The 23,791-nt window shown below is 44.8% G+C and carries 13 protein-coding genes; 7 read left to right on the forward strand and 6 right to left on the reverse strand.

The window, feature by feature from the left end:
• Positions 1-1,011 precede the first annotated feature (1,011 nt).
• Both recG and H3S82_RS07180 read left to right on the forward strand, forming a co-directional pair.
• Complete coding sequence (gene recG, locus H3S82_RS07175; protein ID WP_198232030.1) at positions 1,012-3,120, forward strand: ATP-dependent DNA helicase RecG; 2,109 nt, start codon at positions 1,012-1,014, stop codon at positions 3,118-3,120.
• 3 nt (positions 3,121-3,123) lie between these two features.
• Complete coding sequence (locus tag H3S82_RS07180) at positions 3,124-4,029, forward strand: phosphodiester glycosidase family protein (protein ID WP_246785248.1); 906 nt, start codon at positions 3,124-3,126, stop codon at positions 4,027-4,029.
• 59 nt (positions 4,030-4,088) lie between these two features.
• On the opposite strand, the gene glmS is transcribed toward H3S82_RS07180, so the two are convergent.
• From glmS to H3S82_RS07195, 3 genes are all read right to left on the reverse strand, one after another.
• On the reverse strand, positions 4,089-5,912 hold the full coding sequence (gene glmS, locus H3S82_RS07185; RefSeq protein ID WP_198232029.1) for a glutamine--fructose-6-phosphate transaminase (isomerizing): 1,824 nt from the start codon (positions 5,910-5,912) through the stop codon (positions 4,089-4,091).
• Between the two features lie 162 nt (positions 5,913-6,074).
• Positions 6,075-7,427, reverse strand: a complete 1,353-nt coding sequence (gene glmU / locus H3S82_RS07190; RefSeq protein WP_198232028.1) for a bifunctional UDP-N-acetylglucosamine diphosphorylase/glucosamine-1-phosphate N-acetyltransferase GlmU — start codon at positions 7,425-7,427, stop codon at positions 6,075-6,077.
• 15 nt (positions 7,428-7,442) lie between these two features.
• Positions 7,443-8,231 (reverse strand): cytochrome c biogenesis CcdA family protein, encoded by a 789-nt coding sequence (locus H3S82_RS07195; RefSeq protein WP_077971554.1) that lies wholly within the window; start codon positions 8,229-8,231, stop codon positions 7,443-7,445.
• 195 nt (positions 8,232-8,426) lie between these two features.
• Between H3S82_RS07195 and mprF the strand changes: the two genes are divergently transcribed.
• Complete coding sequence (gene mprF, locus H3S82_RS07200) at positions 8,427-11,051, forward strand: bifunctional lysylphosphatidylglycerol flippase/synthetase MprF (RefSeq protein ID WP_198232027.1); 2,625 nt, start codon at positions 8,427-8,429, stop codon at positions 11,049-11,051.
• The gene (locus H3S82_RS07205) at positions 11,048-12,466 is read left to right on the forward strand and encodes a virulence factor family protein (RefSeq protein ID WP_198232026.1); all 1,419 of its coding nucleotides are present in this window, start codon (positions 11,048-11,050) and stop codon (positions 12,464-12,466) included. The genes mprF and H3S82_RS07205 overlap by 4 nt, the downstream gene beginning before the upstream one ends.
• Before the next feature lie 703 nt (positions 12,467-13,169).
• Here H3S82_RS07205 and H3S82_RS07210 read toward each other — a convergent pair.
• From H3S82_RS07210 to adhP, 3 genes are all read right to left on the reverse strand, one after another.
• Entirely contained in the window at positions 13,170-13,367 is a 198-nt protein-coding gene (locus H3S82_RS07210; RefSeq protein WP_078040385.1) for a YbdD/YjiX family protein, read from the reverse strand.
• A 77-nt stretch (positions 13,368-13,444) separates the two neighbouring features.
• Positions 13,445-15,490 (reverse strand): carbon starvation CstA family protein, encoded by a 2,046-nt coding sequence (locus tag H3S82_RS07215; RefSeq protein WP_198232025.1) that lies wholly within the window; start codon positions 15,488-15,490, stop codon positions 13,445-13,447.
• A gap of 1,024 nt (positions 15,491-16,514) precedes the next feature.
• Entirely contained in the window at positions 16,515-17,549 is a 1,035-nt protein-coding gene (gene adhP, locus H3S82_RS07220) for an alcohol dehydrogenase AdhP (protein WP_198232024.1), read from the reverse strand.
• Between the two features lie 1,419 nt (positions 17,550-18,968).
• On the opposite strand from adhP, the gene H3S82_RS07225 reads away from it, so the two are divergent.
• From H3S82_RS07225 to torA, 3 genes are read left to right on the forward strand one after another with little or no spacing between them, the layout of a single operon-like run.
• Complete coding sequence (locus H3S82_RS07225; RefSeq protein ID WP_198232023.1) at positions 18,969-20,591, forward strand: c-type cytochrome; 1,623 nt, start codon at positions 18,969-18,971, stop codon at positions 20,589-20,591.
• A complete protein-coding gene (locus H3S82_RS07230) occupies positions 20,591-21,256 on the forward strand; it encodes a molecular chaperone (protein WP_198232022.1) in 666 nt (221 codons plus the stop codon). The genes H3S82_RS07225 and H3S82_RS07230 overlap by 1 nt, the downstream gene beginning before the upstream one ends.
• 9 nt (positions 21,257-21,265) lie before the next feature.
• Positions 21,266-23,770: a trimethylamine-N-oxide reductase TorA gene (gene torA, locus H3S82_RS07235; protein WP_198232021.1), complete on the forward strand. Its 2,505-nt coding sequence runs from the start codon at positions 21,266-21,268 to the stop codon at positions 23,768-23,770.
• The last annotated feature ends 21 nt before the right edge of the window (positions 23,771-23,791 follow it).

Consider the following 23,791-nt stretch of genomic DNA (forward strand, 5'->3'; position numbering starts at 1 on the left):
CACGCCAAAAAATATAATTGATTCTGCGGGATGCTATCGTGATCAATGCATGTCTCAATCATCATCACGACGGGTTCGGAAAGGCTTTCATAGCTTTGGGCGAAGGCCCCGGCTTGCAACATCAGCCCCAACTCGCAAAATCACGCTTTTGTTTTAGAACGTTATTAACCAGATTCCTATCGTTGTCACGAACAAACTCACAGAAACAAAGGACAACACATCATATAAAATTTCGGACATCAGCTTTTCCTTTCTTGTTATGTATCCGTTATGTTCTGGTTTTGTTCTGTTTTCAAGTTTTTATTTTCGCCATGCTTTCCATAGTTAATGATTTATTTCCATGAATGATATTTCCTCTCACAATTTCAAAAGAGAGAAATATTCTCGTCAGGACTTTGTCCTTGCAACCAAGGTTCGGTTACACGTTATCGTTTCCCAGATATTCGACTGATACAGGGTTTCCGATCCCGCCCAGTCCTGCATTTTTAAATGAGAAGTTTCGCTCAAGCGGCATCCGTCAGCACTTTCGCAATGATCGGCCGATTGTTTCGAGGCTTAAAATAGCCAATCCGCACAAAACGACAATACGAATGTTTCAAACTATCAGGCTTTTAAAAAACAGGCGCCTATCCGGTCCTCAAGATGCATGTTAAAGGTCAAAATAGTCGAACATGCTTTTTCTGCAATCATTCTTTTGAATTTAAAAAAATTCCGTTGATATTGAATGGCTTAAAGCTTCATGGAACTCCTGCCACAAACTGTTTAAGGTTTCGAATTATTACGACTCCACTTCGAATAGGAGAATAGCAAAAGACCAGTCTATCCGGCATATGCAGTGAGAGACCAATAACAATTATCGTCATTTCAAAAGGAATGACATTTGTTCCTTTTTGACCGTACGGAAAAACATTCCTCGCGATTTTCGAAACCGTTTCAGCTTCAAAAAGTTTTAGCTGATGAACAGGATTTTGATACTGGTAAAAATGGTTTCCCGCCGCTAAATTCATAGTCATGCGACCGACATTACTTGACCCATTTTTTGCGACGATACGAAGCCTTTCCGGCATAGGGCCAAAGGTCGGTTTAACAATATCCAAACTCCTGAACATCGATCCGGCACAAGACGAACCCCGACTTATCGATCTCATCCAGTTAATGCCACACTCTGTTATCGACCGTAGACAGCGCCCCGGCGTTGCTTTTGCGTTAGACGGTGCTGTCACAACTGCCGAGATAGTTGTCGATTATCATCAGGCTCCTCCAAGCAATAATAAACGCCTTCCCTATAGGATATTCGGTCATGACGACACGGGGGAAATTACCTTGGTGTTTTTTCATGCTCAACCAAATTGGCTAAAAAGCCAATTGCCCGAGGGCGAAAAAGTTATTGTTTCCGGTAAAGTGGAACGATTTAACGGCCATGTTACCATGGTTCATCCCGATTATATCGTTCCTGCATCGCAGAGTGAAAAACTGCCACTTATAGAACCCGTTTACCCGCTAACGGCCGGTTTGTCTGGAAAAACTTTAGGCCGTGCAATAGGTGAAGCGCTTGACCGGTTGCCTTTATTACCGGAATGGATTGATCACACAATGCTCAAACAATCCGGTTTTCCATCCTTCAGCGTCGCTTTGCGCCGTATTCACACACCGGTAGACCCCGCCGATGTCAGTGTCGACAGTCTACCAAGAAAACGCCTTGCTTATGATGAATTTCTGGCAGGTCAATTAGCGCTGGGGTTAGTCCGGCACAAAACCAAGAAACTAGCTGGCAAATCCAATCCCCAAAGAGGCACATATACAAAAAAACTCCTGCACGCCCTGCCCTTTACTTTGACAAAAGGTCAAGAAGCGGCCATTGCCGAAATATCGCGAGACCTCGCCTCGAACGAGGCAATGTTGATGTTGTTACAAGGCGATGTCGGGTCCGGTAAAACTGTGGTGGCTTTTATGGCAATGGCCCAAATTGCCGAAAATGGCGGTCAATCCGCACTCATGGCGCCTACTGAAGTTCTGGCACAGCAACATTTTGCAACAATCGGTCCTTTGGCTGAAAAAATCGGCCTGAAAACCGTTTTGTTGACTGGCCGCGAAAAAGGTAAAAGCCGCGAAAAAATTCTTGATGATATCAAAAGCGGGAAAACCGCGATAATCATTGGAACGCATGCACTTATTCAGGACAGCGTCGACTATCATAATCTCTCGCTTGCAATTATTGACGAACAGCATCGTTTTGGCGTTCATCAACGCCTTAATCTTTTGGCCAAGGGCATCCGACCCGATATGCTTGTCATGACCGCCACCCCTATTCCACGAACTTTAGTTATGACTGCATTTGGCGACATGGATGTTTCACAACTAAAAGAAAAGCCGTCAGGGAGGAAACCGGTAACCACAGCTATTTTACCGGAAGAGCGATTGGCAGAGCTTCTCGACCGCGTCAGTGTGGCACTTCAACGTGGTGACAAGATTTATTGGATATGCCCACTGGTCGAGGAGTCAGAAAGCCTGGAGCTCACATCCGTTGAAAAGCGATTTGATATTCTCCATGCCCGTTTTGGCAATATTGTGGGAATTGTTCACGGTAAAATGGCTGCCACCGAAAAAGATCAGGCGATGCAGGATTTCAAGCAAGGCAAAACGCGTTTGCTTGTCGCTACCACCGTCGTGGAAGTCGGCGTCGATGTCCCTGACGCATCGATTATGATTATCGAGCATGCCGAACGGTTTGGTCTTTCACAGCTTCATCAGTTACGTGGACGAGTTGGAAGAGGTGACAAACAATCATCTTGTATTTTGCTTTATAAGGCACCGATTGGTAAAATTGCCGAAGCGAGACTGAATGTCATGCGTGAAACGCAAGATGGCTTTCGTATTGCCGAGGAAGATTTACGACTTCGTGGCGAAGGTGAAGTATTAGGAACCAGACAATCCGGACTTCCCGAATTTCACATGGCCGATCTTGAAGTTCACAGCGATTTATTGGCAATTGCCCGAAAGGATGCGCGCCTCATACTGGAAAAAGACCCGCAACTCATGTCGGAACGCGGTCGGGCATTGCGACTGTTGCTTTACCTTTTCCGCCAGGACGGGGCCATAAGATTACTTCGAGCCGGTTAAATTATGAAAAAGAACCATATCATCACGCCGCTTTTGATAACGCTCACCGGAATATTGGTAACAGTGGGAAGTTTTATGTTTTTCAGACAAACACCAACGTTCGAAAAGCCTGAGAACACACCGCAGGGTTCCAATCCGCCCATCGTAACCGAGCCACAACAACAAGATCAAAAACCTCAAGAAACGCAAGAAAAAATCACAACACACAATTTCTGCTACCACCAGAAATTCGAAAATAAATCTTATATCGTTTGCGAGGTCGATCCCGAAAAATATGATATTTCGCTTTTTCTAAACAATGCAAACGGTGAACCTTTCAAATATTTTCGCAATGTTGAAAAATATTTACGGGAACAAGGGAAAACGATTGCTTTTGCTGTCAATGGCGGCATGTACCACAAGGATTTTTCAGCGGTCGGCCTTTATATTGAAAATGGCAAAACGCTTCATCCCGTTTCTACCAAGGATGGGCCGGGAAATTTTCATATGAAGCCGAACGGTATTTTCTTTGTCGAGGGGAAAAAAGCCGGTGTTATGGATACGGATAGATTTCTGAAATCGACAATCAAACCGGATATTGCAACACAATCCGGGCCGATGCTCGTCATCGAAAACAAAATTCATCCACGGTTTATTGTCAACTCGCCTTACCTTGAATATCGCAATGGCGTTGGCATCAGAACAGATGGAACTGTTGTTTTTGTCAATTCCGAAGGACGAGTGAATTTTGAAGAATTCGCGCGGTTTTTTCGTGATGAAATGAAAACCCCGAACGCGCTCTTCCTTGACGGGTCAATCTCAAGCCTCTACGCCCCCGAACTGAAACGTTATGATTGGTGGTATGGGCTTGGTCCTATTATTGCTGTCGCTATCCCTTTGGAGTCGCAGGAGCAAAAATCAGGCAATTGACATCATTCCTCCCCAGAAGCGAGGAGGAATGATTATTTTTTAGCAAGTTGAATATCGGTCTATTCAACAGTTACAGATTTAGCGAGATTACGTGGCTGATCTACGTCTGTACCAAGCAGGACCGCCGTGTGATAAGCAATCAACTGGACCGGAACTGCATAAACAATCGGTGCAATGAATTCCGGAACGTCCGGCATAACAATTGTTGACAGGCTATTCACCCCTGCTTTAGCCGCACCATCCTTATCTGTAATCAGAATAATGCGTCCGCCACGCGCAGCCACTTCCTGCAAATTCGAAACCGTTTTGTCGAACCACCTATCATGTGGTGCGACCACAATAACGGGCATGTTTTCATCAATAAGTGCGATTGGCCCGTGTTTCAATTCCCCCGCAGCATACCCCTCGGCGTGGATATAGGACAGCTCTTTGAGCTTGAGAGCGCCTTCCAAAGCAATTGGATAGGACGTGCCGCGACCAATATAGAGAATGTTCCTAACACTCATAAGATCACGACATATTTCTTCAATGTCGCTATCCAGTTTCAGAACATCCGTAATAATTCTAGGAAGTTCGGAAAGCTGTTGAACCATTTTCTGTTCGGTTTTCCGGTCAAGCATACCTCGGTGTTTGGCAGCAGTCAGAACAACCGATGCCAGAGCAGACAATTGACAGGTAAAAGCTTTTGTCGAGGCAACACCTATTTCGGGGCCGGCAAGCGTTGGGAACATAAAATCCGCTTCTCTTGCCATGGTCGATTCCAGAACATTGACAACAGTTGCTGTTTTTATTCCTTTGGCCCGACAATATCGCAAGGATGCAAGTGTGTCAGCGGTTTCCCCCGACTGTGACACGAACATCGCCAAGGTTTTATCGGTCATAGGCGGCTCGCGATATCTGAATTCCGAAGCAACATCATTTTCGACAATCAGCCCGCATAATTTTTCAAACCAATAACGTGCTACCAATGTCGAATAATAGGCTGTTCCGCAACTTGCAAAGACCAAACGATCAATATTGACCCAATCGATCGGATTGGCAGATTCATTGACCTTGCCACCCCCCAAATCGACATAATGGGCCAAAGTGTGCGAAATGACCTCAGGCTGTTCGAACATTTCCTTATGCATGAAATGGCGATGATTACTTTTCGAAACAAGAAAAGCATTACCTGAAGATGTCGATATTTCACGTTCGACAATCCGGTCATCGGCATCATAGATTGTTGCACTATTGTGGGTAAGTACAACCCAATCACCGTCTTCAAGATAGCAAATCCGATCGGTGAATGGAGCAAGTGCTATCGCGTCCGACCCGACGAACATCTCGCCTTTACCATAACCGATAGCAAGTGGCGGGCCAAAGCGAGCCGCAATCATCAGGTCTTCTTCGCCTTCAAAAATCAGAGCAACAGCATAAGCGCCGCGCAACCGCTTGAGGCTAACACGCATTGCCTCGACCGGTGTCAATCCACCTTTTATTTCTCTCGTTACGAGATGAGCCAGAACTTCGGTATCCGTATCAGATTCAAAAACACAGCCATCAGCTACGAGTTCGTCCCGCAATTCGGCGAAATTTTCGATAATGCCGTTATGAACCACAGCTACTTTTTCAGTCATCTGCGGATGAGCATTACGTTCAATCGGTGCGCCATGGGTAGCCCAACGGGTGTGTCCAATGCCAATTTCGCCCTTCAGCGGCGTTTTTTTCAGTTTTTCCTCAAGATTGACGAGCTTACCGGGGGCTCGTAAGCGTCCAAGATGACCTTGGTAGACAGTAGCAATGCCTGCAGAATCGTAGCCCCGATATTCAAGCCTTTTCAAACCGTCAAGCAGCAAAGGTGCCACGTCCCTTTTACCAAGGATTCCAATAATTCCGCACATATAAAACTTCGCTCCGGGTATTAATCTGTTTATTAGAAGAGTTAGGACAGCATAACCAATTTAAAAGTGTTTTTGTTCCTGACTTTTCTGGCCTGGGTTAGTTCTAGATAGAAAATAATTCCTTTTTTTTAAATGTCAAAAATGGATTTTTTCTATCATAAATTATTTTTTTGTTTTCATTGACGAGAATCTTTGTCTCAACAAATCCGCTCGTCCTTCTTTGTTTATCTGCCTTGCGCGACCAAAGGCCACACAATTTTCTGGTACCTCTTCGGTTATTACACTGCCCGACGCAACGTAAGCACCTTTACCAATTTCAACAGGCGCGACCAGAGCGGAATTTGACCCGATGAATGCATTCTCGCCGATAATCGTTTTCCACTTGTTAAAGCCGTCGTAATTACAGGTTATGGTTCCCGCACCAATATTTGTGCCGCCACCAATTTCTGCGTCCCCAATATAAGTAAGATGGTTGACTTTGGCCTTTTCACCAATTTTTGCATTTTTTATCTCGCAAAAATTACCGACTTTTGAAGAATTCTCGAGAATCGCTCCGGGACGCAAACGCGCATAAGGCCCGATTTCCGAATGCGTTTTGACAATTGCCCCTTCCAAATGGCTAAAGCCATGAATTACAACGCCGGTTTCCACTTTTACATTACGACCGAAGAAAACATTCGGTTCAATAATGACATCGCGGGCAATTTCGGTATCATATGAAAAATAAACGGTTTCCGGTCGCAGCATTGTTACTCCGGATAGCATGAGTTCTTTGGCTCTACGTTTTTGCCACAATGCTTCGGCTTCGGCGAGTTCAACGCGCGTATTCACACCCAGAACATTCTCGACCGGTATCGTAATTGCTCGGACATCCAGTCCTTGAGAAATACCAATTGTAACAACATCCGTGAGGTAATATTCTTTTTTTGCGTTTTCATTTTTGATTTGTTCGAGCAATGGAAGAGCACGTTTGCCATTCAACGCCATAACACCGCCATTACATAATTTTATCTTTTTCTGTTCAATGGTTGCGTCTTTATCTTCAACAATTGCTTGAAGTTTTCCGTCTTTTTCGATCAAACGACCGTAGCCTGACGGATTTTCGGTTTCAAACCCCATTACAACAATGTCGGCACCGTTCGCGAGCTCATCACGCCCGCGATTGAGCGAAGCTAACTCGATGAGTGGTGTATCACCAAAAACAACCAGCACATCATCAAAATTTTTGGACAGCATTTCGCGCGCCGCCAGTGCTGCATGCGCAGTGCCAAGTCGTTCTTTTTGAACATATATTTTGGCACTTTTGGAAAAGTCTTTTACCACCGAAGATACCTCTTCGGCTCCCTTCCCGACAACAACTGCAATTTCACCATTTTTGACGGCCTGAACTTGCCGAACGACGTGGCAAACCAAAGGCAAACCGGCAATTTTATGCAGCACCTTCGGCAAATCCGATTTCATTCTCGTGCCTTCGCCTGCTGCTAGAATTATTGAGAGACAGCTACGGTTAATCATTTGCCTTTTAAATCCTCAAAAGAGATTATGGAAAAAATCGACAATGTCCGACCAGCCCAATGCTTCGACACTGCTCAAAGACGGAAATTTTTCCAACAACCAGAATGAAACATTTTGCATATCGCCGGTTAAAAAAAGGATACCGGCGATAATTAACAATATACCGATGATCTTTTCGACTTTTCCCAAATGCATTCTGAACGAGCTTAAAAACCACATAAAGAAGTTTGAAAACAAGGCCGCCAGAATAAAAGGAATAGCAAGACCGAGCGAATATATACCGAGCAGTAATGCGCCTTCACCAACCGATTCTTTTGATCCGGCAAAAGTCAGAATCGGTCCAAGGACCGGTCCTACACAGGGTGTCCATCCAAAAGCAAACGCCAGACCAATAATGTAGGCTCCCAATGGACCCGCCGGTGTTTTTCTCGTCTGGAAGCGAACTTCCCGCGCGAGAATTCCGATTCTGAATACACCTAAAAAATTAAGTCCGAAGATTATAATAATAATCCCGGCAACCATCGCCAATATGTCACGATATTGACCGATAAAATGCCCGACGGTGCTGGCTGTTGCACCCAGTGCGATAAAAACTGTTGAAAAGCCCAATGAAAAGGCGATTGCAGCGACAAACAATGCTAGACGGACGGGCTGTTTGTTTTGCATGTCGCTATTGCGAAAATCTTCGACGCTAACACCGGCCATATAGCATAGATAAGGAGGCACCAGCGGCAATACACAAGGCGATAAAAATGATAGTGCTCCGCCTAAAAATACCCCGAATGTCGATAATTCTGAAAACAACTGTCTCGTTCCGTAAATTTTGTAACAGTTCTATCCTATATTAATCTCAATGAAAACCTTCAACCTTACGAAAAGCTACACTTATAAAAATCTGTTCCTTCGTATAAATATGACAAATTAAATCCATAGAGTTTTGCAATACTGGTTCCAAACAGTCCCGATAGGCGCATTGACCAACGGTTTAAAAGGATAAAAATGACAAGCGAAAATGAACTGAACGAGAACACCGTTGACAAAAACGCTCGCAAGCAGCCCTCGTGCCTTTTGCATCTGGCAAAAACATCGATTGTTCCGTTATTAGGACTGACAATCGCTGCAATTTCATTTTTTGTTCTCTGGGAACTTTTGAAAACGACTTCCAGACACGACACAATCGAGGCTTTCAAAAGTTATACAACACCGACATTGTTGCTTGCATTGTTCTTCACCGCGCTAAGTTTTTGCGGCATTGCGCTTTATGATGTCGTAGCGGCTCGCACAATAGCACCTGGTAAAATCACAATGCCGGTCGCAGCTCTCGCTGGATCTGCCGGTTATGCTGTATCCAATGCTCTCGGTTTTTCCTTTCTTACCGGAGGAGCACTCCGTTACCGCGTTTATGCGGGAGAAGGTGTCGGTCTTGCCGATATCGGGCGTATCATCAGCATGTCCTGGTTTTCAATGTGGTTTGCTTTGCTTACCGTTATCGGATTTGCGCTTGCGTTCGAACCTGAAAATCTCCCCCTTCTCGGCACCTTAAATTTAACGGCTGACAGGATTGCCGGCATCGCCATTATTCTCATATTGATTGCTTTGATTTTGTGGCTTTACGGCGGAGCAAGAGAGCTGAAAATTGGCCCGCTTTCTTTGAAACTTCCTGGTTCTCGCGGCGCTTTGATGCAAATTTTTGCGGGTCTGATTGATATTACCTCTGCATCTGCCACGCTTTATGTGCTCATGCCTGCCGATTTACAAACCGGTTTTCTCGCTTTCAATCTGGTCTTCGCAGTTGCCATTGTTATCGGTGTGGTTAGCCATTCACCGGGTGGCCTTGGCGCTTTTGAAGCCATTCTCATTGGTGGTTTGGGCCTTGCCGGAAACGCACAAGGTGTGGCTGCTCTTCTGACCTACCGGTTGATTTACACAATATTGCCGCTCGTCATTGCAATTGTCGGCATCGCATTCTGGGAAATGTTCCGGCAACGCAAACGTGTTTCGGCACGTGCCGCACAGGTTTCGCGCATTATCGAACCGATGATACCGTTCATATCGGCCGGTCTGACCTTTCTGGCCGGTGTCGTAATGTTGATATCGGTTGTCACTCCCGGGCGCCGGATAAGACTTGATGTCCTGTCGGATATATTACCCCTGATCTTTATCGAGACTTCGAATCTGGCCGCCAGCCTTATCGGTGTAACACTTCTCGTTGTTTCCTACGGATTGGCGCGACGCCTTGTCAATGCATGGTTTGTTACCATCTTCCTTTTGCTTGCAGGTGCGGTTTTCTGCCTGACCAAAGGACTTGATTGGGAAGAAGCTACTATTCTGTGCATATTTGCATTGATCTTATGGGGGTTCAAACGCTCGTTTTATCGTCGGCCATTGAATAATGGTTTGACCATAAGTTGGGGTTGGCTTGCCAGTATTGCCGCCTTTGCATGTGCGGTTATATGGCTCGGCTTTTTTGTTTACCGTCACGTCGAATATTCAAATGAATTGTGGTGGAGTTTCGCCTGGAACGCCAATGCACCGCGTTTTTTAAGAGCAAGCGTTGTCATATTTTCCGTTATCTTTATTGCAGCGCTTTACAATATTATCCATAGACCACTGCGCAAGCGGTTAAAACGCGCGACAACGATTCCTGATTGTATCCCTAAGCTCGTTGCCCAATCACCTTTGTCGGATACTGCATTAGCGCTACTTGGAGATAAACAGTTTCTGATTTCTCCCAACGAGGACGGCTTTATTATGTACAGTAAATCCGGTGGTAGCTTGATTGCTTTAGGTGAACCCGTAAGCAATGACGAAAAGGTTTTTAACGATCTCGCTTGGGAATTTCGTAAACATGCCGATGATGCAGCCTTGCGCACTGTTTTTTACGGCGTAGGTCCGCGTCATTTGCCGCTTTATCTCGATATGGGGTTAACCGCAATCAAGTTGGGCGAGGTCGCCAAAGTCTACCTCCCCGATTTTTCACTTGACGGGCCAAAACGCCAACCATTCCGTTATGCTGAACGTAAAGCGACCCGCGAGGGCTTGGTGTTTTCCATTATTCCGGCAAATGAAGTAGAAAATCATTTGTTAGCACTGCGACATGTGTCTGATACGTGGCTTGCCTCGAAATCCGGAGCTGAAAAACGTTTTTCAATCGGTTATTTCAATGACGAATTTTTAAAACGTTACGATGTCGCAGTCATGACCAAAGATGATCAGATTGTCGCTTTTGCCAATGTCTGGAAAAGTGGTAACAAAAATGAAATAACAGTCGATATGATGCGTTACCTGCCCAATGTATCCAAAGTTATGATGGATGCATTATTTGCCAATCTGTTGCTTTATGGCAAAGAACAAGGATTCCAGTGGTTCAATTTGGGAGCTGCTCCTCTCGCTGGTCTGTCGACCAACCGTCTGGCTGCAAGGTGGCAACGTATAGGCTCTTTTATTTATCGGCGCGGACGTGATCTTTATCATTTTGATGGCCTGAAAGCGTTCAAGGATAAGTTCGATCCGGTTTGGTCACCGCATTATCTGATCTGCCCCGGTGGTTTTGAAACCGCTAAAGTTCTTTTTGATGTCACAACACTTATCAACGGCAACCCGCTGGAGTTTTTACGCAAATGACAATCCGACGTATAATTTTATTGGTCTTGGCCGTTTTTATTATTGCAGCCGCTGCTTATGGTGTTTTGCATCGGGGCAAGATCAACCGGCTATGGGCAAGTTTCATCGGCTCCACATCTCCTGTTGTTTATGCAGAAGGAGAACGTTTCACCGATATACCGGTTTATTTGCCGCAAGGAGATATCAGAGGTCTTGTTATACTCGTTTCCGATACCGGTGGTCCAAAAACACGGGAAACAGATATGACTGCGGCATTGCTGAAACGGAACCTTATTGTGGCATCTGTCAATTTTGATAACTGGCGCGAGGAACTGGATAAAGAAGATGGCGATTGTGTTTATCTCGTATCCGATCTTGAAGCTCTGTCAAAAGACATTTTGCGCCGGTTGGATCTTGACGTTTATTTTCATCCTGTTGTGGTCGGAATTGGTGAAGGAGGCACGGTTTCCTATGCAGCAGCCGCCGATTCTCCGGAAAATACATTAGCCGGCACTGTAGTCCTTGATCCGTCGCAATCGTCGCACACACGGTTACCTTCCTGCACGGAAGAGGCTGACGCAACAAAAATGCCCGACGGCGGCTATAGTTATGAAACAGGTGTAAAAGTCCCCTCTCCGGTGACGATTATCAGTAATTCATTGGCCGGTAATGACGTAAAGCAGGCGGCACGAGATAAAGTTGCCGCAATCATCAAGGACCCGGCTTTTGAATCGCGGATGAAGGAAACTGTTGATACAGCGCTTGATTATGCTATTCGCGATGCGGCGGATGCCGACCTGCCCATTATTGATATGCCATCCAAAAACCCGGCAAAGGCACTGGTTATTTTCTTCTCTGGCGATGGCGGTTGGCGTGATATCGATATGGAAATTGGCGATCTTTTGCAAAGCCAGGATATTCATGTGATCGGCATCGACTCGTTACGTTATTTCTGGAGTACACGCACCCCTGAGGAAATTGCCAAAGATATAGAGCAACTTGTTCAAGAGGCTGACCCCGAACAACGGTTACCGGTTGCACTTTTCGGTTATTCTTTCGGAGCGGATGTTTTACCGTTTGCTTGGGAAGTACTTGATGAAACGGTCAAAGACCAAACGGTTATGATAGCGCTCATGGGCTTGTCCAAAACAGCGGATTTTCAGATTTCCATTGATGGTTGGCTCGGCGGTTCGGGTGACACACCTGTTCTTGATCAGATGCAATATGTGCCTGCAGATAAAACGGTCTGTGTCTATGGGGAGGACGAAGATGATACTGCTTGTACAGATCCTGCGCTTGATGCAACAAAACGTTTAAAACTGCCTGGCGGACATCATTTTGATGAAGATTATAAAAGTCTTGCAAAATCTCTTCATGCAATCTTGATTGACAAGATACAGGCAGAAAAAAATGACCATAAGTCATCAAACCGATAGAGAAATGAGGATACCCGTCTTTCTCGAATTTGTCGGATACTGACTTCTTTTGCACGGTGATTTAAAAATTGTAATTGTAGATTAATTTTTGCCAAAATGCCCGTCTGGATGTTCAAGCGGGCCTTTTCACACAGAATAAAAAATATTGTTGCAGATATCTCGTTTTGTAAAAACCGGCTCAAACAACTTTGAGTACTACGATTATCAAAGCAATAAAGGAGACAAATTTAGAATTTTAACAGGTTAACCACATTCTAAAAATCGAAACAGCCACGTAAAATTCGGCAATTAAGCAGAGAATGTTCTGCCATTATTCAAAACATCGCAACCAACCTGCCAATTGAAATCCATCGTCAATCGTGAGTTTGCTTGCCTTCTCGATGAGCTATTTGAAGGGAGCAAGAAAGGGCATCGTGCCCCATGAATAGAACAAGCATATTCGAGGCATAATCATAAAGCCAGCCACGTTATTATCGGACGAATTGCGTTTCAAATCCGGAAGTCTTTACAGCAGTTTAATTATTAATTCGCCTCGCTTACGATAAAGAACATCAACATGAAATATGACGGTGCAATTAAAAGATTGCGTACTTAAAAAATAGGAAAAACCAATTGAAATCTTTCGAATCCATTGATTTCACTATTCTCTAATTTTATTCGTTTTTGTAAAAAACCGGTAAGCCCCTTCTTTTTGCCTTTCATGTCAGCAACATTTGAAACCGCCCTTCCCTCCATATCTTGCTTCCTGACGCTCCCGGAAGAAATCATTATAAGACATGGGCGTCTGGTCAGGATGAACATTCTTCATATGTTGAACGTAAGTGTCATAATCGGGTACTCCGACCATCAACTTCGCTGTTTGACCAAGAAACTTGCCAACGCTAAGGAAATTCAAGCACATATTCAGCATCCTCCATATTTTTAACGTTATAGCGCTACCTTCTGGTAACGCCATAACGTTGTTTGTACCCACCTCTTTTATCTGACCTTAATAGGTTCAGAAGGAAACGGTTCATAAGGCGTTTCATGGACAGTGGGTTTATCGCTTTTCAGTGACTTTAAGGCCGATCTGATCGTGAATAAGGTTAACGTAACAACGACAACCATAAATAATGCCGTCAAGATACCGTTGATATAATTACCAACTGCCAATTGTTTATTAGCCGCTTTTCCGGCAGCAACAAAAAAGCTAAGCTTGGCATCAAACACTTTCTGCCAACCGGCCGTCATTGTACAGATGAACAACCATGCCGCCGGAACAATCGCCACCCAGGCATAACGTTGCTGTTTCATTTTAAACAACACAACAGCACATAGCAGGAGCGCAACGGCTGCAAGCATTTGATTTGCAATACCGAATAACGGCCAAAGCGAATATATACCGCCTTTGGGATCGACCGCACCTTGGTAAACAAAATATCCCCACATCAGCACAACCAGTGCGGTAGCAACCAAATTGGCGAAAAGATTATCTGTTTTTCGCATATGCGGAACCACAATACCAAGGAGATCCTGAAGCATAAAACGAGCCGAACGTGTACCGGCATCAACCGCCGTCAAGATAAACAATGCTTCAAACAAAATTGCAAAATGATACCAGAAGGACATGCCCATCCAGCCGCCTAAAGCATTATGCAAAATATGAGCCATCCCCACGGCAAGGGTAGGTGCACCGCCTGTTTTGGCAATGATGGATTTTTCGCCCACTTCGTTAGCGATATTTGTCAACATTTCAGGTGTCACCTGAAATCCCCATCCTGAAACAACTGTTGCAGCCGATTGCACAAGATCGCCGGTTCCAGATGGAAGAAGCACACTCAATGGTGCGTTCATTGAAAAATAGACACCGGGATTGATGACGCTCGCAGCAATCAGAGCCATGATGGCAACAAAAGATTCCATCAACATGCCACCATAACCAATGAAACAGGCTTGGTCTTCATTAGCCAACATTTTCGGTGTCGTTCCCGATGAAATGAGAGCATGGAAACCCGAGACTGCCCCACAGGCAATTGTAATAAAAAGAAATGGAAAGAGGTTACCGCCCCAAACCGGTCCGGAGCCGTCCACATATTTGGTTAAAGCCGGCATTTCGAGCATCGGCCGAACCACAACAATACCAATTGCAAGAGCAACAATCGTACCGATTTTCAAGAAAGTAGACAGATAATCGCGTGGTGCAAGCAGTAACCACACAGGTAAAACCGCTGCAATAAATCCGTAGATGATGATCATCAACGTCAATGTTGTTGCTTCATAATTGAACCAGGACGCATAAGAACTGTCTTTTATCCAGCCGCCTGAAACAATGCCGAATAGAAGCAGGACAAGACCGATAACGGAAACTTCACCTATTCTGCCAGGCCGGATAAAGCGCAGATATATCCCCATAAAAAAGGCAAGAGGGATAGTGAAAGCGACTGTATATGTTCCCCATGGACTTCCCGCCAAAGCCTTTACGACCACCATTGCCAACACGCCGAGGATGATAATCATAATCATGAAACAGGCAATCAAGGCTATTACACCGGCAACATCCCCCATTTCTTCACGAACCAGCTCGCCGAGTGAACGTCCATCGCGCCGCGTGGATATAAATAATACCATAAAATCCTGAACGGCTCCCGCCAGAACACATCCCGCCAGAATCCACAAGAGTCCCGGTAGATACCCCATTTGCGCAGCTAGTACCGGCCCCACAAGGGGCCCTGCTCCCGCTATTGCTGCAAAATGATGCCCAAAAAGAATTTTTTCGTCTGTTGGAACGTAATCAAGCCCGTCATTACGCCGATAGGCTGGTGTCATACGCGTGCTGTCCGCTTTTAAAACAACACTGGATATAAAAATCCCGTAAATCCGGTAGGCAACCAGATAGACACAAACTGCCGCCACAACAATCCACATGGCGTTGATTGCTTCACCCCGTTGAAGCGCGATATAGCCCAATGAAAAGGCTCCCAGTACCGCCAAGATGATCAAAATTATGATTTGAGTTGTGGTTAAGGGTTTTCTTATGGTCGCCATATGCCCCTCCTCCTGAAAATCCTCACAATGAAAAATACTTGCTTTGTGGCCTCCACCGCCAACAAAAGCCCTCCTTCAAATTTCTATTATTATTTATAAAGTTTTGTCTACTGCATTAATCAACACAATAAAATTACCTGTGAATATCTGACGCACCAGTACTTTACCCGGACATTTGGTTAAAAGTACTTATGTCTTACAATCTGACACCGCCAAACAGCACCGCTGGCATCAGAAAAGAAAAGTGGTTTCCAGTTTACGAAAGCTTTTTCCCCCCCCACATTTAGGAACGTAAATTTACAACTTTTTCGATTCACGAAAATGAAATCCCCGGGTTCAAACCGTATTTTATAAATAGAGTGCCCACTGCAAATGCGGGTTTAGCAAAAAGTCATAAAATTCCGATTTTGATCGATAATTGTCTTTCAATCTTGTTTAGCCAAACTCTTTTTTGTGCAAACTTCGAACAAAAATCGATTAATACCAATTTGTGCCCGACCAAGACGAATTTGACTTCAATCGAAGCTATATGGGTGGTTTTTGAGTAATTACGATTATACAAAAGAAAATTGAAATTGATTGCCAAAAAACAGGTACGTTTTTTCTTATGAAATCTGCGCTGATGGCAAAAAACGAACGGGTTTCCACCAGACAAGATTATAATGATTCATGCGTTAAACGTTTAGCCACAGTAAAGCAGTTTTATAAAAGCAGTAGGTTACCGAAGATCATTGTCCGACAAGATTCACAGCGCTTACATATGGCAGGAAGCGGAATTGATCGAGCTTCCTAATGTCACTTCAAGATCATTTAACGCCCATTTTTCTGAACATATCGAACAATCAGAAAGAGCTGATAAACGCTTGATCTGGTGATTGCCCCCTTCAGACAATACGGCATAAATTTAGAGAACACATGGCTCCAGAAAAACATCCGAATGCGGTTCCAAATTCGTCAAAAATATAGCGCTTAAAATAATCGGGCCTGAATAATCAGGCCCGAAAAACGTTTGCTTGGCATATGTTTATTTAGTCATATCAAGGACAACCCGGCCTTCAATCTTGCCTGCTATCATATTATCAAAAATATGATTGATGTCAGACAGCTTATCGGTGGAAATATGTGATTTGACCTTTCCGGCAGCGGCAAAATCCAATGCCTCTTGAAGATCCAACCTTGTGCCGACAATGGAGCCACGCAGTGTTATTCCATTCAACACCATATTAAAGATCGATACCGGAAAACTGCCCGCCGGTAGTCCGTTCATGGACAAAGTGCCGCCACGACGAACCATACCGAGCGCCTGTTCAAACGCTTTTGGAGACGCAGCCGTAACGAGCATGCCATGCACGCCACCATCGGTAAGCTTACGCAATTCGGCAGTCGCATCAGTGTATTTTGTTACATTGATTCCGACATCTGCCCCTAATTGTTTTGCCAGTTCGATTTTGTCATCGGCAACATCGATTGCCGCAACATTGTAGCCCATTGCTTTTGCATATTGTACGGCGAGATGACCAAGGCCACCAATGCCGGAAATACCAACCCAGTTGCCCGGTTTTGCGTCTGTTACTTTCAAACCTTTATAAACTGTGACACCGGCACACAGAACGGGTGCTATCTCGTTAAACCCGATATTTTTTGGTAGATGTCCAACATAATTCGGATCAGCCACAACATAATCGGCAAATGCACCATTGACAGAATAACCTGTGTTCAACTGATTTTCACAAAGCGTTTCCCATCCGGCCAGACAATGCGAGCAACATCCGCAGGCCGTATATAGCCACGGAACGCCCACCCGATCGCCTTCTTTCACATGTTTTACGCCACGCCCCACAGCTGAGACATAGCCCACACCTTCATGTCCGGGAATAAAGGGCGGGTTCGGTTTCACCGGCCAATCGCCATGTGCAGCATGTAGATCTGTATGGCAAACACCACATGCTTGCACACTTACCTGAATCATTCCTTCTCCCGGTTCGGGAATAGGTACCTCATCGATGGTAAGCGGCTTTCCAAATTCACGCACTACTGCGGCTTGCATCGTCTTTGCCATGATGGTCTCCTTCATTGGCTAGGAATATATGAGCTTTTACGGATTAGTCCGGTAATTCACATATTCTGTATTTGTATTTGACGAATTCTAAATTGGTGCGGTAACCGCACGCCTTTTGAAATATGGAAAATTTTTCTTTTTCAACAAGCTCGTTTTTGATTTTTTCTCGCTTCTCGAAGTTAATATTTGTTATTGCTATATCAATCAAGAATGATCAAAATACTACTATATTTATTTATGCACTCTACTGTTTCATATTAGCACATATAAATATAGTCGAGTGAGCCCATTTTTCACATCATATGACAAATAACAAGCTAATTTTACGATATGTTGTCGGAATTTTTGTCTCGATGAATTGATATATGTTTGTTAAAGAATATAACTTTTTACGTCCGTCGAATTAAACATGATGAAAACATTATGACATATTTTATTGAATGACTCTGCATAGTTTCGAAGTTGTTTTATTTTTAGTATTGATAACGAAAAACGTTCGACAGCTTTCATATAAATAAAAATCAGAAATTAAAAATATTTACTTGTCATTTATTATAGTTTTATCTTAATTAAACTCATAATATCTGTTAAAATAATTAAATTATTATATCCTTATCTATTTTCACCGTATTGGAAATTTCAGTAAAATACCGTTTTTTTGCCAATAAAAAACGAGAACGGACATTTCCAACAAAATCATTGCCATAATTTTATCCATGTTCGGAACAACTCTGCTTTCCGGTTTGCGAAAATCACAGAATGTCCAATCAATAGTTACATCTCTTACATGTGCGATCACTTAAGTCTGATGAGGAGTGGAAAGTTCAATCACAGAATATCCGGTGTATGATGCCGTTTTTTCTTTTGAGACGATATGAGCCTAACGAGCGAAAAACCAATGCGATTATTCGGCCACCAAATCGATTAACCTGTATTTCCTTAATCTAAAATACAAAAAACCGGTCAATTTTTTGACAGCATGGCGGTGCTTCCAAAGTGTCATCGTGAATGGCCGCAACCAATATCTTGAAACGGCAGAGGCAACCATCACTGAAATTTAAACGGAATCGCTTCTTCTCGATTACTGTTTTTTAAAACCTGTCTTAATCTATCATGTTATTTATTTGGCTAGTTTTTTAACGGAGGCTGTTTCAAAATAGGAACAGAAAGTGGCCTATTTATCACTATTTGATAAATATCAACCTTCAACTTGCTGTTTTTCCAGTAGATTTTCCTTTTTTTCGGTTTTTCCAAAAATATTTTTTCTGTCACGAAATAGTGATATTTCGCAACTATAAATGGTTTGTCGCGTTTAATTTTAACTTCAACCCGAAGGCATTCCTGTTGCGGAGGTAGAAACAGGAGAAAAATGTCGACAAAGAAAATTGGAATAAAATTGCATAGAAGGATGCCAAAAATATGAAACGGCTAACCCGATGGTTTTTGGTCCTTGTTGTTATAGGGATCGTAGGTTTTTTTGTTCTTACCTCCCCGATCACTTGGTCACTTACTCATCCCACTCGAGACGTTGCTGATAATACCGCGCCTGATCTGGAAAATGGTCGCGTTGTATTTGTTGCCAGTGATTGCTCGACCTGTCATGCTTCGCCCAATCAGGATAACCCGCTAAAGCTTGGTGGTGGGCGTGCATTGGACACAGAATTCGGGCGTTTTTATATGCCTAATATTTCGTCGGATAAAAAGGACGGCATTGGTAATTGGACACTTGCCGAGTTCACTAAAGCAGTACGCGAAGGTGTAGGGCCGAATGGTATCATGCCCGATGGACAAAACCTTTATCCGGCCTTCCCTTACACATCATATCAGCGTTTGACAGCAAATGATGTTCGTGATCTTTTTGCCTACATCAAATCGCTCGAACCGGTATCAGGTGTTGCACCTGATCATGATTTGAAATTCCCGTTCAATATGCGTCGCGGCATTGGTGTGTGGCGTTTGGCATTTCTTGACGGTAAAGCACTGTCACCCATGGCCGTCACACCGACGACAGACACAAAAGACACCAAAGATGAAGAAGCACTGCTTGAACGCGGACGTTACCTTGTTGAAGGAGCCGGTCACTGTGCCGAATGTCACTCCACACGAAATTTTATAGGCGTGATAAAAAGCAATCTGCGTTATGGCGGTGGTGCTACTCCGGATGGCAACGGTCATTTCCCGAATATCAGTCAGGACGATACCGGCATCAAATTCTGGGCTGAAAATTCTATCTTCAATTATTTGAAGACCGGCAAAAGCCCGATTAACAAGGTCGCTGGCGGCGATATGGCGGAAGTCATCAAAAATACGAAGCAACTTCCTGACGAAGATCTTCGTGCGATGGCCGCCTATATCAAAACCTTGCCAGGCGTCGATCTGCCCGCTCCCGGACAGCCGAAGTCAAACCATACTTCGAAGCTTGTAATGTTGCCCACAACAAACAAACTCGACGTTACTTTGCCAACGTCATCGGATAATGCGGTTAAAGGTGCAGACACAGTTTATACTGTCTATACAAAACCGTTTTACATCGATGAAAACGGTTCAGGTGACGAGGATGGCAAGTTACTGGCAGCAGCCAAGCTCGCAGTTCTTGACCACAAAGGCGATAAGTTGAAAGTTCGTCTCGACGGTTGGCAAATGGATGGTGCTCCCTCGGTAGTCTATGCGCTGAAAGGTCAACGCATTATGTATGCCGTGTTGGGCGACAAGGCCATGGCCTCCTATAAACTTGGCAAAGCAGTTGTTGATGAGGAAACCAAACAAACCTGGTATCCTGTAAGTCTCGAATTGTGGACAAGCGATAAGGATGTCAATGTTTCAATCGGCGACATGTGGTCATACACATCCGATCTCTTCAGTGCAACCTGTAGCGTTTGCCATTCACTCCCTGAATCCGGCCATTTGCTGGCCAATCAGTGGATCGGTAACCTGAATGCAATGAAACGTTATACGTCTTTGACACCTGACCAATATCGTTTGCTCTTGAGCTATCTCCAGAACCATTCGAAAGATGTCAATGACGGTCAAGAGGTACACTGATGGCTGTTGTTCAATCAGAAACGTCATATAGCGGAAACAAGCAACCGAATTCTCGGGAAGATCAGGCTCAAGCGACAATAATCGATTGGTTCGCCCGTTTATTCATCGCCCCGCCGAAGATCGAATTGCTTGAAGAATGTAGTTCGCTTCCCGTTATGACTTTTCTGGAAGAATTCGGTGAAGAGCTCAAAGCTACGGAGTTAACCACAATGATTGCGGATTATTTCCGCAATCATTCTCCGGAAGAGCTCAATCATTTGATTTCGCAACAATATATAAGTTTGTTTGACGGAGCTCTTGGACCGCTCTCTGTTCCTCCCTATGAAAGTTACTATCGGGATGAAAACGGAAGATTATTCCAGGCCCCATATGTCGAAATGCTGGATGTATTGACGAGACTTGATGTTTCGGTTGCTGCATCTTGCAAAGAACCGGCCGATCATATTGCTCTGGAATTGGCCGCTTTGGCTGAAGCTTTCCGTCAACATGATCAAGACGCCATTCGCAACATGACATCTCGTCTGGCTTCATGGCTTCCCGAAATGCATGCTGCATTGGGTAAAGTGGCTAGTCATAGCCTTTATACCCATTTGGTCGAGTTGCTTATTATTTATCTTTCGTCTTTCAGTCGCCTCTTTGGCAACCAAGACAACATTAAACACTAGGAGAATGCTATGTCATTCGACAAAACAAAAATTACCCTACCGGAAATGAACCGCCGTTCATTTCTCAAAAGTAGTGCTATGTTGACCATGGTCGGTGCCGCGAGCGGTTCGCTTCTCAGCCGCGGTGCACAGGCTCAATCAGCCTCCAAATTGACTATGTCCGGCAGTCACTGGGGCGTTTTCCGGGGACGTGTTGACCACGGACGCCTGGTTGAAGTGACACCATGGGAACATGACCCTCATCCGACGCCGATGTTGGAAGGTATGATGGATTCGATCTATTCACCTTCGCGCATTAAATATCCGATGGTCCGTCGTGCCTGGTTGGAAAAAGGTCCCGGCGCCGACCCTGAAGGGCGTGGAACCGGTGACTTTGTCCGTGTAAGCTGGGATAAGGCCATTGATCTTGTTGCCGGCGAATTAACCCGCGTTCGTAAGAAATATGGCTCAAACGGAATTTTCGGCGGTTCATACGGCTGGAAAAGTGTTGGCAAGTTCCACAATTGCCGAACATTGTTGCGCAGAATGTTGAAGACAACTGGCGGTTTTGTAAACTCGCTCGGCGATTATTCAACCGGTGCTGCTCAGGTTATTTTGCCCCATGTTGTCGGATCTTTGGAAGTCTATGAACAATGTACATCATGGGACGTTGTACGTGACAACACAAAGACACTTGTATTCTGGGGATGTAATCCTGTGAATACAGACCAGATTGGTTGGTTGATTGCTGACCATGGCGCATTTGTTGGTCTCGAAGAGGTCAAGAAAGCTGGCATTCGCGTTATCTGTATTGATCCGATCAAAACGGAAACCTGTCAATATCTTGACGGCGAGTGGCTAGCTCCCCGCCCGCAAACCGATGTTGCCATGATGCTCGGTATTGCCCACACACTTTATGCGGAAAAACTTCACGATGAAGAGTTTCTGAAAAAGTATACCGTCGGTTTTGACAAGTTCCTTGCCTATCTAATTGGAAAGGAAGATGGAACTCCGAAAACCGCCGAATGGGCTTCGAAAATTTGCGGCATTGATGCCGACATAATTAAACAGCTTGCTCGGGATTTTGCTAAGAACCGCACAATGATTGCCGCCGGTTGGTCTATCCAGCGTCAACACCATGGTGAACAATCCCACTGGATGTTGGTCACCCTCTGCTCGATGCTTGGACAAATTGGTTTACCTGGAGGCGGATTCGGCTTTTCCTACCACTACTGCAGTGGTGGTTCACCAACGGCTACGAGTCCAATTCTCGGTGGTATTACCGATGGACCTGCAGCTCCCGTAACAGATTTGCCTGCCGGTTGTCACCCCGGCTCTACCGAATCTGCTTGCCAACCTAAATCCAATTCCATTCCGGTTTGTCGCCTTGTGGAAGCGCTGCTTCACCCTGGCAGAACCATAAAGTATAACGGGTCGGACATTGTTCTGCCGGAAATTCATATGGTCTATTGGGCTGGTGGCAATCCGTTCTCGCACCAGCAGGACCGCAATGAAATGGTCGAGGCTTGGAAAAAACTGGATACATTTGTTGTTCATGATTTCCAATGGACTGCCTCGGCACGTCACGCCGACATCGTTTTGCCGGTAACAACTTCCTATGAACGCAACGACATCGAACAATTGGGTGACTATGCGTTAAGCCATATTGTTCCGATGAAGAAACTTGTCGAACCGATGTATGAAGCACGTTCCGACTTCGATATTTTTAGCGATATCTGTGAACGTCTTGGTAAACGTGAAGAATACACTGAAGGCATGAACGAAATGGACTGGATCAAGAGCTTCTATGAATCAGCCCGTCTGGAATCTCGTGCCAAGGGAATGGAAATGCCCGTATTCGACACTTTTTGGCAAAGTGAAGAAGCACTCGGTTTTCCTGTAAAGGAAGCACAAAAACAGTTTGTCCGTTATGCCGATTTCCGTGAAGATCCGCTGCTCAATGCTTTGGGCACACCTTCCGGAAAAATCGAAATCTACTCGCTCAACATCGAGAAGATGCATTATGACGATTGCCCGCCCCACCCCACCTGGATGGAGCCGATTGAACGTCTTGACGGACCGACAACCAAATATCCGCTGCACATTGCATCCAATCACCCGATTTATCGCTTGCACTCACAATTGTGCGGCACCAAATTGAGAGAGAAATATGCAATCGGTGGACGCGAACCATGCTGGATCAACCCGAAAGATGCAGAAGCACGTGGTTTGAAAGATGGTGACATTGCTCGTGCCTATAATGATCGTGGACAGATTTTGGTCGGCATCAAAGTAACCGATGTTATCCGCCCCGGTGTTATCCGTATCAATGAAGGCGGCTGGTATGATCCGGTAAATCCGAGAGAGCCTCATTCGCTCTGTCGATATGGCGACGTTAATAACTTGACAACCAGTGTATCGACTTCAAAATTGGCTCAGGCGAACTGCGGTCAAACTGCCGTGGTAGAAATCGAAAAATTCACCGGTACACTTCCCCCGGTTGAAGTCTTCGTTGAGCCACGTAAAGCAGGCTGAATGCAATAAAAGTAAAAGGAG

The sequence above is a fragment of the Bartonella sp. M0192 genome, assembly GCF_016102305.1.
In the GTDB taxonomy this organism is placed as follows: Bacteria; Pseudomonadota; Alphaproteobacteria; order Rhizobiales; family Rhizobiaceae; genus Bartonella; species Bartonella apihabitans.